Here is a 12,628-nt window from a genome sequence, read left to right as displayed (position 1 = left end):
CCAGGTTTTCAGGCATCACGATTAGGAGAAGGTAGATGGATACTTTCAAGGCGCTCTGGATTACGGAAGGCCCTCATGGGGCATTCCAGCAAGAGCTCATCCAGCGCCGTATCGATGAACTGCCCGCTGGCGAGGTGCTGATCAAGGTCTGTTATTCCTCGCTCAATTACAAGGATGCCCTGTCGGCGATTGGTAATCGCGGTGTTACACGGCGTTATCCTCATACCCCTGGTATCGATGCGGCCGGTATCGTGGTCGAATCTCAGTCGGATGAGTTTAAAGAAGGCGACGAGGTCATCGTGACGGGGTATGACCTTGGCATGGATACGCCGGGAGGCTTCGGGCAATACATTCGTGTTCCTGCTGCCTGGGTGATCAAGCGGCCTGAGGCTTTGTCGCTACGTGAGGCCATGACGCTGGGTACAGCAGGCCTGACGGCTGGGTTGTGTATCGACAAGCTTGAGCATGCAGGCCTGGTACCGGAAGCGGGTACTGTTCTGGTAACGGGTGCTTGTGGTGGTGTTGGAAGCCTTGCCATCAAGTTGTTGAGCAAGCTGGGCTATCGAGTAGCGGCTTCCACAGGCAAGCTGGAGCAGGCCGAGTTTCTCCATCACCTTGGCGCACAACAGATCCTGGATCGTGCCACGGTATTAGATGGTATTGAAAAGCCGCTTTTAAAAGAGCAATGGGCCGGCGCGGTAGACACCGTGGGCGGTGACATCCTGTTCAATATCGTGAAGTCCCTGAGCTATGGCGCAAGCGTTGCCAGCTGCGGCCTGACGGCTGGCAGTGGTTTCAAGGCATCGGTCTTTCCGTTCATTCTGCGTGGTGTCAATCTACTGGGGGTAGACTCGGTAGAGTTGCCCCTATCTGTAAAAGCAGCCATGTGGGAAAAGCTTTCGGCAGAGTGGAGGCTGGAGGGGCTGGATGAAATCACACGAGAAGTACCGCTTGATGATCTGCCAGGCACTATCAATCAGATGTTGGCAGGTAAAATGATCGGACGGGCACTCGTCAATCTTCAATGAATACATAGCCTATAAAAAAGCCCCGCTAATACGGGGCTTTTTTCATCAGGCCAAGCGTCGCCGGAAAAGCGGTTGGGGCTGATCTACACCGCTCTGGTAGGCAACCGTGAAATCGTCCAGGCCTGCCAGGGCTGCTTCTGGATCACGATCTGCACGGATCACATAGGCATCAAAGCCACAACGCTGCATGAAAAAGAGCTGGTCCTGGAGCACATCGCCAATGGCGCGAAGCTCTCCCTTGTAACCAAAACGCTCCCGCAGCAGACGCGCGTAGCTGAAGCCACGACCGTCAGTAAAGGCCGGAAAATTAATGGCGATTACCTGAAAATGCTCCAGGGAATCAGCAATGCTTTCCGGCTCTTCATCGCTATCCAGCCAAACGCCCAGCCCGCCGTCGCGTGTCGTCAAGGCATGACCATGCTCAAGCCAGAGCGCAGCGGGAATGATGACGTTATCGCTGTTGGGAATTTCCTCGAAGGTGGTTTCCTTTGGCAACAGGTGCCAGTTATCGGTAACGACCTCGCGTCCCTTAATGATTCTTTGCATAGACGCGCTCCTTGAAGGGGTCGATGCCAATACGGCGGTAGGTATCGATAAAACGCTCATCTTCGGTGCGCTGATCGACGTAGACATTGATGATCTTCTCGATCACATCCGGCATTTCGTCCTGAGCAAAGGAGGGGCCCAGGATCTTTGCCAGGCTGGCGTCACGACCGGCATAGCCGCCGAGCGACACCTGGTAGAACTCTTCGCCTTTCTTGTCTACGCCCAGAATACCGATATGGCCTACATGGTGATGCCCGCAGGCGTTCATGCAGCCGGAGATGTTCAGGTCGATATCACCGATGTCGAACAGATAGTCCAGATCATCGAAGCGGCGCTGGATCGACTCGGCCACCGGAATGGACTTGGCATTCGCCAGCGAACAGAAATCGCCGCCTGGGCAGCAGATCATATCCGTTAGAAGGCCCACATTTGGTGTCGCAAAACCATTCTCGCGCAGTTCGTTCCACAGCGTGAACAACTGATCCTGACGGACATCTGCCAGGATGATGTTTTGCGTGTGGGACGTACGAAGCTCGCCAAAGCTATAGCGGTCCGCCAGATCGGCAGCGGTGTCGAGCTGCTTGTCAGTGACATCGCCAGGCGCTGTGCCGGTGGGCTTGAGGGATAGCGTTACCGCTACGTAACCCGGCTTCTTGTGCGGGAAGGTGTTGCGGCTTCTCCAGCGGGCAAAGCCCGGATTCTCGGCGTCCAGCTTTGCCAAGGCCTCGCTTTGGTTTTCGAGCGCTTCATAAGCCGGATCAACAAAGAACTTGGACACGCGCTCGACTTCTGCTTCGATCAGGGTGCTAGGGCCGTCTTTAAGATGCGCCCATTCCGCTTCGACCTTCTCGGCAAAAGCTTCTTCACCCAGCGCCTTCACCAGGATCTTGATGCGTGCCTTGAACTTGTTATCCCGACGACCATAACGGTTATAGACGCGCAGGATCGCTTCCAGATAGGTCAGTAGATGCTGCCAGGGCAGGAAGTCCTTGATGAACGCACCTACGTAAGGCGTACGGCCTTGTCCGCCACCTACCAACACGCGGAAGCCAAGCTCGCCCGCTTCGTTCTTGACTGCCTCAAGACCAATGTCATGAACCTCGATGGCGGCACGGTCCATCTTGGCGCCGTTCACGGCAATCTTGAACTTGCGTGGCAGGTGGGCGAATTCGGGATGGAAGGTCGACCACTGGCGGATGATCTCACACCAGGGACGTGGGTCGACTAGCTCGTCCGCCGCTACACCGGCGAACTGGTCGGTTGTTGTGTTACGAATACAGTTGCCACTGGTCTGGATGGCATGCATCTGCACCGTAGCCAGCTCGGCCAGAATATCTGGAATCTCTTCAAGCTCAGGCCAGTTGAACTGAAAGTTCTGGCGCGTACTGACATGGGCATACCCTTTGTCGTAGTCGCGGGCGATCTGCGCCAGTTTGCGTACTTGCTTGGTGTTGAGCAGGCCATACGGTACTGCGATACGCAGCATAGGGGCGTAGCGCTGGATATACAGGCCGTTCTGCAGGCGGAGTGGGCGATACTCTTCGCCTGAAAGCTCACCAGCCAGATAACGGCGGGTCTGATCGCGGAACTGCTTGACGCGTTCCTCGACGATCCTCTGGTCGTATTCGTCGTATACGTACATTAAAAATCCTGCTCAGGCTAAGGCTGTGCGCGCACGACTGCGCGTTCTTATCAGATATGCCCACGATAACAGCACCCGTATATGCTTAAAAGTGATGTTTTTTTATATAAAAATCGATTTGGGCGATAAGAGGTGATTCAAGCAGGTATGGCAAGGCAGCGCTTGCCCTGGGGTTCAGGGAAGCGCTGTCTTACCAGAGGTGTACTAGTTGAATTGGCTCTTGAACCAGTCCCACACACCAAACGAGAAGTTGGGGAAGATATCGATGTTCAGGGCCGATTTGATCAGATAGAGAATTACCAAGCCAACCGCGACACTAAACAGCAGGAAAACAGCAATCACGAGCGCCTTAGCCATCTGGGACAGCTCATGCTGGCGCCGGGACAGATCACGGCGGTTGCGGCCAACCAGGAACACACAGTAGTACCGCCAGCGCCACAGTTTGAACGTGGCGCGAAGGTCAATCGCATGCTTTCCCCATTGGCGGGCGCCAAACGCAACCTTGAGCGCCTGGAGTTGCTCCTCGGTGAACGACTCTTTCAGGTCGCTGGGCAAGCGCTCCTTCAGGCCTTGAACGAAGGGGTCTTGATGGATATCGATATCCGGCATCGTACAGATCCTTTTTGCGTCTGCCAGGGCAGAGGCCTTTGAGCTAACAGGTTTCCTTCCTGCACAGGACGTGTACAGGCCTATCTCTTCGCACCGGCAGATGAAACATCTTTGCCTTAAACGACTGCTTACAAGGCGCTGTCGTAGTAGGTGTACGCGCCGGTAAGTGCGGCTACGGACTCAACGTAGTGGCTTACATGGGGTGGCATAGCCAGGCCTTTGACCATCGTCAGGTTGCGCAGCGTTGGGCAGCGTTGGATAGATCAGTACGTCGTCCCAGCTAAGGGTGTTACCGTTATCTGCCGGTATGGGCAAAACCTTTAGCCCTACAAGCGTTTTTTCTGCGCTTTGCTTGTGGAGGGGTATTTCCTCAAGGACCTGCTCAAATGAGCGCTCAATCATCGTTTCCTCGCGCAGCTGAAAATAATCACGCGCCGATGGTTACGAGTTCCGGCGGGCTAATCGCAACACTACGCGGAAATAGCAGGCCTTTAATGGCGAGACGTGTGCTGTCGATGCATTCAAGAGTGGCGCTGATATCGGCTCCGGTGCGTATGACACGCTCTAGGTTGCCCAGCTCATCCAGCTTTCAGGCATTATCAAGACGCTCACCCATGCGGCTGCCATCGTTGAGCTGGAGAATAGGCACCTTTTTGCGCCGATCAGCTCGAAGCAGGTAGCTTCGTCATCATTGGAAAGGTAGATCTTCTCGCGCTCGACCTGCTTGTAATTAGCAACCATATCGGCACGGACGCAGAAGGGGCAATGATCGTATGGCGAGAGTTTCATGGACATCCTTATTGCTGCGAGCCTGTCCGCAGTGAGCAGGCCTCAGGCAAAAGGGTGTCCATGTGTAAAGCGGTACGGTAGTGCCGCCAGGGCGGGGTGGCGCTTAGCGGACCCGCTTGATCAGCCGCTTGCTGTCAACGGTCTGCACGGCGCGCGCTCTAAGTTGCCCGCAACCACCCTCGATATCCTGGCCGGCTGAATTACGGACTTTGGTCAATACACCACGGCTGTGGAGATAGCGGACGATCTCAACGATACGCTCACCGCGTGGCCGCTGGTAATCATCACCCTCCAGGCTGTTGTAGGGAATCATGTTCATAACGGCATACTTGCCCTTGAGCAGGCGCAGGATGCCGTCCAGCTCTTCCTGGTTGTCATTGATGCCGGCCAGGAGCGTCCATTGATACTGGATGGGATAACCTGTTTGGCGAGCATAGGCTTCGCCAAGTTCGACCAGTTCTTCCGGATCTATCCGGGGGGCCTTAGGCAACAGCTGTTGTCTCAGGTCGGCACGGGTCGTGTGAAGCGAGAGCGCTAGGGCTGGACGGACAGTTTGCTGAGGCAGACGCTCAAATACCCTCATGTCTCCTACGGTTGAAAACACCAGGTTCTTGTGGCCGATGCCGCCCTCTGTGCCGAGCAGATCGATCGCTTCCAGTACGTTGTCCAGATTATGGGCCGGCTCGCCCATCCCCATGAAGACCACTTTCTTGACCGACCGGAAACGACGAGCCAGCGCAACCTGGGCCACGATTTCAGCACTACCCACCTGGCGCAGCAAACCGCTCTTGCCCGTCATGCAGAATACACAGCCCACTGCACATCCCACTTGTGTAGAGACGCACAGACCATCCCGAGGCAACAGTACGCTTTCCACCATCTGCCCGTCGGTCAGCTCTACGAGCAGGCGCGCTGAGCCATCGGCAGCAGGGTGCTCTGATTTCAATCGAGCAAGCCCGTCGAGCGTGCGGGCAAGCTCAGGTAGCCCTTCACGAACGGTCAGCGGCAGAAAGTTTTCCGTTTGCTGATGCCGTGTCCCGGTGTCGAGTGGCAGGCCTTTCAGCCAGGCGCGACTGACGCGTCCGATGTGCATGGGTTTGGCGCCGAGGTCGGCAAGGCGGTTTTGAACGTCGTGGATGCGCATGAAATAGACTACTGATTCATAGGGCGGAATACGGTTGCTACGGGTGGATCAGTCTCGCACGCGTAACGTCAGGCCCTTCAGGAAATTTCGTAATAACTGATCGCCACAGGTGCGGTAGTTGCTGTGTCCAAACTTGCGAAACACTGCGTTGAGCTCTGGCTTGGTGATAGTGAAGTCTACGGATTGCAAAATCTGCAGGATGTCTTCTTCCCGGAGTTCGAAAGCTACGCGCAGCTTTTTCATTACCAGGTTGTTCGTAACCGGCAGCTCAAGCGGAGGGGCAGGGCGGCTCTCGTCCTTGCCGCGTAGGTGGAAGACCAGACCATCCAGAAAGCTGGCCATCAACTCGTCCGGGCACAGCTCGAACCCGGCCTCATCATCTCGCTTGAGAAAAGCGGTAATGTCATCTGAGCTGACCGTTTTGCCAGCCAATTTAAAGATATCGGCAACCTTCCGGTCATTGATATCCAACATGTAGCGAACGCTACGTAATACATCGTTATTGAGCATGCGGGTGATCCTTGGGTAAGCGTGAAAGACGTAAAGAGCAGCGCGGTTAGAAGCGTTCCTGAAGTGAAAGGTAGCGCCACTGCCCCAAGGGGAGCTTGCCCATCGAAACGCCGCCTATTCTCAGACGCTTCATGCTGACTACCTTTAGCCCAACGCTTTCACAAAGGCGCTGAATGATTCCAGGTGCGGGATTCTTCATGGCGAAACGCAAGCGTGTCTCGTTCTGCCAGCTGACCTTGCAGGCAGGAAGTGTCTGGCCTTTATGGGTATGACCGCGTTTGAGGCGTTCCAGCCCGTTCTGCGCTATCTCACCGCTGACTTCAACGACATATTCCTGTTCAAGCTTGGCGGCATCCTCAGTCAGTTTGCGCAGCGTCCGCCAGTCCTGGCTATAAACCGCCAACCCTTCCGCGCCGGGTTGCAATGCCAGCCCTGGCTTTAAGCGAGCAAAATGCCCCTTGAGTACCGGCCGCTCGCTTGGGTCTTCCGCCCAGTGCGTTTCACGGCTAAGCAGATGCTTGTCAGCGTCTGGCAGTGAGGTGATGCCAGCGGGCTGATAGACCAGAAACGTTACAGGCTCCAGCGGGGTAGCCGAAGCGCCTGGTAGCAATGCCACCGTTTCGGCGTGAACCTGAAATTGCGGCTCGTCGATAACATTGCCATCGACCGTAACCCAACCCCCTTCGATATACAGCTCAGCCTCACGGCGCGAGCAGCCCAGCAGTTCAATGAGGCGTTTGGAAAGGCGAATGGAGTCAGTCATGAGGAGAGGCAAACGTCAGAAAAGAAGACTAGTTTACCTGGGATGCACGAAAAGGGCGGGACTTATCCGACCCGCCCTGATCTTATGCCGCTATCTGGTAAACGGTTGCCCGTTGATGGTGACGTTCTGTGCAGTCAGACCCTCCACGTGCTCAAGCACACCAATGCCACCTGCCTTCTGGAAATGAACATCCACCAGTCGTAGGTCTTTTATAGGTGCCCGTTCGAAGCCGCGAACCTGAAACACCTGATCGGCACGTTGGCAGACGAGGTTGCGAATCTCGATATCGCGCACCGTTGGGTCGAACTTCCCGGCATCGCCTTCCTCGTAGTGGAAGTCTATGACGATCGCATTCTGGACCTCACCAATGGTGATATCCCGATAGCGAATATGCTCGATTACGCCGCCGCGTATGGAGTTGGTCTTGAAGCGGATACCGCGCTCCAGATCGGGGCTGCTCATGCTGCAATGCTCGACAAAGATGTTTCGTGCGCCGCCCGAGATCTCGCTGCCAATTACGACACCGCCATGGCCTGCCTCCATCTTGCAGTTGGCGATGACAATATTCTCGGCAGGTCGATTAATCCGGCGTCCATCCGCATTACGTCCGGACTTGATGGCAATGCAGTCGTCACCGGTATTGAAGAAGCAATTCTCGATCACTACGTTGCGGCAGGACTCAGGATCGCAGCCGTCCGAGTTCGGGCCCAGGCTTTCCAGGTGCACGCCGCGCACGGTCACGTTTTCGCACAGCACTGGATTCAAGAGCCAGAAGGGTGCCCGTATGATGCGCACATCCTCGATCAGCACGTTCTCGCATAGGTAAGGCTGCACGAAAGGTGGACGGAAATAGTAGCCTTCGGCATACAGCCGTTGCTCTGGCGGTACGCCAGCCTCCACATCCTTCATCAACGCTTCGCGGCCAGCATCCTGAGAAGGATAGCCCTCCACACCCCACTCCTTGTTGCCTTTCCAGGGCCACCACGTAGTGCGGTCCGCCTGGCCGTCCAGTTCGCCCTTGCCGGTAATGGCAATGTTCTTTTGGCGGTACGCGTAGATCAGTGGGGAATAACCCATCAGCTCCATGCCTTCCCAGCGGGTAAACACCGCAGGCAAATAAGCCTTGGGATTGGTGATGAAGCGAATCTTTGCGCCTTCTTCGATATGCAGGTTGATGTTGGACTTGAGGTGGATGGGGCCGGTCAAGTAATCGCCACCGGTTACCAGTACCCGACCACCACCAGCAGCGAAGCAGGCCTGAATGGCGGCGGCAAAAGCCTTGGAGTTATCGGTACGACCATCGCCTGCCGCGCCATAGCGGCGGATATCGAAGTCTACGTTTGGAAAGCGGGGGACGGTGGTCTTGCGGCGGATCGCATCGGCCATGGCCCAATCGTTGGTCTGGCCAGAACCGCCTGACCCGAACGACGAGCACCCTTGAAGATTGATCAGCGCAAGGCCCGCAGCCCCTCCTGCCATGGACGCCAGAATACGACGTCGACTAAACATGCTCACTCAGCAATTCCTTATTCGAGTTGTTTGCTTCAGGTGATGCCGCGATACGCGGCCCTTCCACTATAGACGCAATCGAAGCGGCGCGAGGCTATGAGGCTACTAAGGTAGGTAGTGAAATGGGGTGGCACGGTTCAACGTGCAAGCCAAATGAGTGCAAGACCAACCGTACACGTTGCTCAGGGGAGAAAGGGTATAGCCAAGCAGGGTTTAACCTCGCTGCACAACATGCAGAAAGTTAAGCGTCGATAAGGAAAGCGATTCACGCAAAAAGGCAGGGCGCAGATCTACATCATGAAGGGATGCCCTGGGAAACCATCGAAACTCTAATGATGTTCCAGCCTCTGTGCCGTTATGGGTACGCGACTTATCGAGAAGGGTAGAGTGGCTGCGAAGCTGAGCGCGAAAGTACAAGCCGATTTCATGATTTGGCTGGTTTAGGTAATCAAAGAAGTTTTCAACCAAATATAGTAGCTCGCCACAAACGATAGGCTCGTCAAGCTCCTCCATCATTTCGCGAACAAGTGTGGCCTGGGCGTTTTCACCTGGCTCAACCCGGCCTCCAGGTAATGCCCAGAATGAGTCATTCACGCCTCGGTGTAGCAGAATATGGTTGTCGTGTTCCACAACGGCCGCTGCACGCACCTGGAAGCGGTAGCCGTCAATATCGACAGAGATCATGAGTCATTGCCTTTGTCGGGTAAGAGCCGGGCATGGTATCTGGTAAAGGTAGACCGCTCAGGCTTGCCCCAGCTGTTTGGCTGTTTTGGCGACAGGAGCCAGAGTCGTCACCTGCTGATGAGCCTTGAGAATCTTGTTTGCAGCCATCAGGTTCTTGGCTGGAAGAACCAATCCTGATTCAAAAGGGCTCAATACAAACGTTGTGATCAACGCGGTCATCAGCCCGACCGTACGCGCCTTGGGCTCGATGCTGCGGCAGAGCCTGTGAACCCGCACGGTGTAGAACAGCACAGGTGGAAGCGTGACGAGTGTAAGCAGAACTGACGCCTGCATGCCGTGCTTTTCCCATTGCAGCGAGAAGAAAACACACATGACCCCAAACCACACAACATGCATTACATAGGTGTGGATCAGGCCGGTACGGGCCTTGGTAAGGTCACGAATAAGCTGATCTTTCGAAGGGGCATCAGCGCTCCTTGTCATCTTGGCTCTCCTGTTGAGGCGGAGCGTTTCCTGGGTGATATAAAGCTTGAGTGAAGGAGAGGGCCTCAACACTTTTTGCCTGAACACGATCTGGAGACGCGCTGCTTACCAGGGTTACGGTATAGGGCGTGGATGACAGATTCTTTAAACGTTAAGCCAGCAAGGCATCTAGCATGCTGCTCTGAGCGCTCCAAGCGATGCGAGTCAAGCTCGCTATCGCGCACAATAGGCCCGTAGAGGCCGATTTACTTCCACAGCGCCCATTCTTACGATGACCCGCTTCGGATATGATGCGCGCCCCTCAACGCTGTACTCAAATCAGGTCATCATGCCCGGCAACGCCCTTTATACCGATCTGTCGGGTTACTACGATCTCATGTGCGCCGATATCAACTATCAGGCGCAAAGCCACTGTGTTCATCGGTTGCATCAGTTATTCGGAAATGGCGGAAGCAGGCATCTCGATCTGGCCTGCGGAACAGGGCCGCATGTTCGGCATTTTATTGATGCTGGCTATCAAAGTGCAGGGCTCGACATCAATCAGCCCATGCTGGATAGAGCATCCACTCGCTGCCCGGAAGCTCAGTTTTCCTTGCAAGACATGTGCGGCTTCATGATAGAGGAGCCGGTCGACCTCATTACCTGCTTTTTGTATTCCATTCATTACAGCGCAAGTGTTGAAAGGCTGAAGGCCTGTATCGCCAGCGTATATGGCGCATTGGCCAATCATGGGATCTTCTGCTTCAACGCGGTCGACAAGAACACTATCGACAACAACTCATTTGTATCGCACACCGCAAATCACCCTGACGGCTTATTTAATTTCAGCTCATGCTGGAATTACAGGGGAGAGGGCGAGCAGCAATCGCTAAAACTTCGCATCGAAAAAACGACAGCTGATGAGCGCCAGGTATGGCACGACGAACACCCTATGGTGGCTGTAAGTTTTGACGAGTTACAGACGCTATTGCAGCCGTATTTTGAGGTTCATGTTCTGGAACATGATTATGAGAAGATCATTCCTTGGGATGGGGCTTCTGGGAATGCGATTTTTGTTTGTGTAAAGACTTAACGATGTATGAGATAGCGGCTATTCATGACAGGGAATTGTTGTGTGGTTGAGATAGTAAAAAAGCCTATGCTTTTGCTCAGCATTAGCGGTCAGATGCTGGCTTCAGTCAAGTCTGACTAACTAAGGAGTAGGCTTTAGCTCGCGCAGTGAGCGAAGCGAACGGTTTCAACCAGTTGTTAGCCGGTGATGGAAGATAGCTTTTCGCATAAATATGCGTCTTCTCTTTCGATGAACTCTTCAGGGCTTTCATTGCAGGAGTATGCCTCGAAAATATGGTTAATGACTTTCTTTGCCTGTGCCACAGTAAGATGCTTTGTGTCAATTAACTCAAGAAGGGCTTCGGCAGCTTCATTAAGGCTGAAGCAATACTCTCCAGCTGCAATGCTTAGTTCTGCATGGGCTGTCTCGTAGCTTGTTTTTGAACCTTTGTACTGGGTTAAATATGCAAGTGGCTTTTCTAAAATCTCAAAAGGATAAATTTCTTGATATCTTTGGCAGTACTCTATTAGAAGCCGCCTGACTTGCTCGCCATCTAGATTACGGAAGCCGTCGTCTAGTAGAGTATTAAGTTTTGTATTGGCTACCCAATTTTTCATAGCGGATATAAGCCTAGGCTAACGTTTGGTTAAAGGGCGGGCTTTAGCCCGTCCCAAGTGAGCGAAGCGAACGACTTAAACCGATAGTTAGGCCTCGGCCGGACTATCGCTGTTTCTCTTTCGGGCTGGCGAAAGAAATGAAATTTTAAGATCGATTTGGTATTTTTGAACTAGCCCTATTAGTTGGTGTGGCACGTAGAAATTTGCCCAGTTTCTTAATGAATTAATACTAATAATAAGGCAGGTTTCCGAGTGACTATTCGTTAGATTCTTGGTGATCCACGCTAAGGTGTTTTCAATTTCGTTTATCTCGCAAGGTATGGAACGATAGGGTATTAAGGTGTCAGGCCTTACTCCGCTCCGTACATTTGGAAAATACTCTCGTATAAGACTTGTTGTCTCTTCCTCTATTCCATCCACGACGATGAAGTAGGAAATACAGTCTTCGTCGGCGTTTGTCATATTATTGGCCTAACGTTTGGTTAAGGGGCGTGCTTTAGCCCGTCCCAGTGAGCGAAGCGAACGGTTTGAACCAGTAGTTATAAGCTCACCTCCGATACAAGGGATGCACCTTGTCTCGTAAAAATATATAGATTGCTGCCCTTGCTGTTGTAGTCGTGCCGCAGTAGGCCGAGCTCTACTAATGTTTTGAAGTCGTCTTCTACGAAGCGTTGCTCATCTATATCAATTTGTCCGCCTTCGCCATCTAGAAATTGATATAAGCAGCCGCCAAGCATTTTCATTTCTAAAGCCTTGGATGCCTTGGATGCCTTGGATGCCTTGGATGCCTTGGAGTTTTCAAATTGAATAAGTATGGAAATAGCTTGCTTGGACAAACTTGATGATGGCTTAAGTGCCGTTGCAAGATCACTAAGGAAGGTCTGAAGTAGCCCTGTATTTCCGGTCGACTTCAGCCCTCGCTGCTTTTGAAAGCGGGCCGTCGATCAAAATCGACCAGGTAACCCGCTCAGTTCTCCGTTTTTGGCCGCCGCGAGCACCTCGCAGCAGCCATTTCCCGCATTACAGGCGTACCTCTCCTGCGGTAGTCAGCAAATGTCGGCGCGCCATCCATAGGTTTGACAGCGCGAACAGCGTCACCAGCTGAGCGGTGTTCTTGGCCAGGCCACGGAAGCGCACCTTCACGTAACCGAACTGGCGCTTGATCACTCGAAACGGGTGCTCGACCTTCGCTCGCACTTGTGCCTTGGCCTTCTCGATCTTGCGCTTGGCTTTGTACAGGGCGCTGCGTTTAT

16 protein-coding genes and 1 pseudogene are annotated in these 12,628 nt (G+C 53.8%); 2 read left to right on the top strand and 15 right to left on the bottom strand.

Annotated features, from left to right (window positions below; translation table 11 throughout):
* Positions 1 to 35 precede the first annotated feature (35 nt).
* Positions 36 to 1,028, top strand: coding sequence for a YhdH/YhfP family quinone oxidoreductase (locus HMPREF1487_RS01610; protein ID WP_010794852.1), 993 nt, complete (start codon positions 36 to 38; stop codon positions 1,026 to 1,028).
* A 45-nt stretch (positions 1,029 to 1,073) separates the two neighbouring features.
* Here HMPREF1487_RS01610 and HMPREF1487_RS01605 read toward each other — a convergent pair whose 3' ends face one another.
* From HMPREF1487_RS01605 to HMPREF1487_RS01560, 12 genes and pseudogenes are all read right to left on the bottom strand, one after another.
* Complete coding sequence (locus tag HMPREF1487_RS01605; RefSeq protein ID WP_010794851.1) at positions 1,074 to 1,574, bottom strand: DUF934 domain-containing protein; 501 nt, start codon at positions 1,572 to 1,574, stop codon at positions 1,074 to 1,076.
* Positions 1,558 to 3,216, bottom strand: a complete 1,659-nt coding sequence (locus tag HMPREF1487_RS01600; RefSeq protein ID WP_010794850.1) for a nitrite/sulfite reductase — start codon at positions 3,214 to 3,216, stop codon at positions 1,558 to 1,560. Before HMPREF1487_RS01600 ends, HMPREF1487_RS01605 begins: the two co-directional genes overlap by 17 nt.
* A gap of 204 nt (positions 3,217 to 3,420) precedes the next feature.
* A complete protein-coding gene (locus HMPREF1487_RS01595) occupies positions 3,421 to 3,825 on the bottom strand; it encodes a hypothetical protein (RefSeq protein ID WP_010794849.1) in 405 nt (134 codons plus the stop codon).
* A gap of 128 nt (positions 3,826 to 3,953) precedes the next feature.
* A complete protein-coding gene (locus HMPREF1487_RS28270) occupies positions 3,954 to 4,034 on the bottom strand; it encodes a hypothetical protein (protein ID WP_371106367.1) in 81 nt (26 codons plus the stop codon).
* Positions 4,006 to 4,251: pseudogene (locus HMPREF1487_RS26215) on the bottom strand (hypothetical protein); the annotation flags it as partial. The pseudogene HMPREF1487_RS26215 and the gene HMPREF1487_RS28270, both read right to left, overlap by 29 nt.
* Positions 4,252 to 4,389: 138 nt before the next feature.
* Complete coding sequence (locus HMPREF1487_RS26210) at positions 4,390 to 4,614, bottom strand: hypothetical protein (RefSeq protein ID WP_010794847.1); 225 nt, start codon at positions 4,612 to 4,614, stop codon at positions 4,390 to 4,392.
* 103 nt (positions 4,615 to 4,717) lie between these two features.
* A complete protein-coding gene (locus HMPREF1487_RS01585) occupies positions 4,718 to 5,758 on the bottom strand; it encodes an RNA methyltransferase (protein ID WP_010794846.1) in 1,041 nt (346 codons plus the stop codon).
* Positions 5,759 to 5,806: 48 nt separating this feature from the next.
* Positions 5,807 to 6,268 (bottom strand): YehS family protein, encoded by a 462-nt coding sequence (locus tag HMPREF1487_RS01580; protein ID WP_010794845.1) that lies wholly within the window; start codon positions 6,266 to 6,268, stop codon positions 5,807 to 5,809.
* Between the two features lie 46 nt (positions 6,269 to 6,314).
* Positions 6,315 to 7,031, bottom strand: a complete 717-nt coding sequence (locus tag HMPREF1487_RS01575) for an rRNA pseudouridine synthase (protein WP_010794844.1) — start codon at positions 7,029 to 7,031, stop codon at positions 6,315 to 6,317.
* A 90-nt stretch (positions 7,032 to 7,121) separates the two neighbouring features.
* Positions 7,122 to 8,540, bottom strand: coding sequence for a glycoside hydrolase family 28 protein (locus HMPREF1487_RS01570; protein WP_010794843.1), 1,419 nt, complete (start codon positions 8,538 to 8,540; stop codon positions 7,122 to 7,124).
* A 213-nt stretch (positions 8,541 to 8,753) separates the two neighbouring features.
* Positions 8,754 to 9,224, bottom strand: a complete 471-nt coding sequence (locus HMPREF1487_RS01565) for an NUDIX hydrolase (RefSeq protein WP_010794842.1) — start codon at positions 9,222 to 9,224, stop codon at positions 8,754 to 8,756.
* A 57-nt stretch (positions 9,225 to 9,281) separates the two neighbouring features.
* Entirely contained in the window at positions 9,282 to 9,707 is a 426-nt protein-coding gene (locus HMPREF1487_RS01560; RefSeq protein WP_010794841.1) for a hypothetical protein, read from the bottom strand.
* Between the two features lie 328 nt (positions 9,708 to 10,035).
* Between HMPREF1487_RS01560 and HMPREF1487_RS01555 the strand changes: the two genes are divergently transcribed.
* Entirely contained in the window at positions 10,036 to 10,779 is a 744-nt protein-coding gene (locus tag HMPREF1487_RS01555) for a class I SAM-dependent DNA methyltransferase (protein WP_010794840.1), read from the top strand.
* A gap of 176 nt (positions 10,780 to 10,955) precedes the next feature.
* Here the strand turns inward: HMPREF1487_RS01555 and HMPREF1487_RS01550 are convergent, their stop codons facing one another.
* From HMPREF1487_RS01550 to HMPREF1487_RS01540, 3 genes are all read right to left on the bottom strand, one after another.
* A complete protein-coding gene (locus HMPREF1487_RS01550) occupies positions 10,956 to 11,375 on the bottom strand; it encodes a hypothetical protein (RefSeq protein ID WP_010794839.1) in 420 nt (139 codons plus the stop codon).
* 539 nt (positions 11,376 to 11,914) lie between these two features.
* The gene (locus tag HMPREF1487_RS01545; protein ID WP_154982400.1) at positions 11,915 to 12,211 is read right to left on the bottom strand and encodes a hypothetical protein; all 297 of its coding nucleotides are present in this window, start codon (positions 12,209 to 12,211) and stop codon (positions 11,915 to 11,917) included.
* Between the two features lie 184 nt (positions 12,212 to 12,395).
* On the bottom strand, positions 12,396 to 12,628 hold a 233-nt coding region (locus tag HMPREF1487_RS01540), incomplete at its 5' end, for an IS5/IS1182 family transposase (RefSeq protein WP_010794836.1).

It is taken from the genome of Pseudomonas sp. HPB0071 (assembly GCF_000478505.2).
GTDB classification, from domain to species: domain Bacteria; phylum Pseudomonadota; class Gammaproteobacteria; order Pseudomonadales; family Pseudomonadaceae; genus Chryseomonas; species Chryseomonas luteola.
This window is presented reverse-complemented; position numbering and strand designations above follow the sequence as displayed.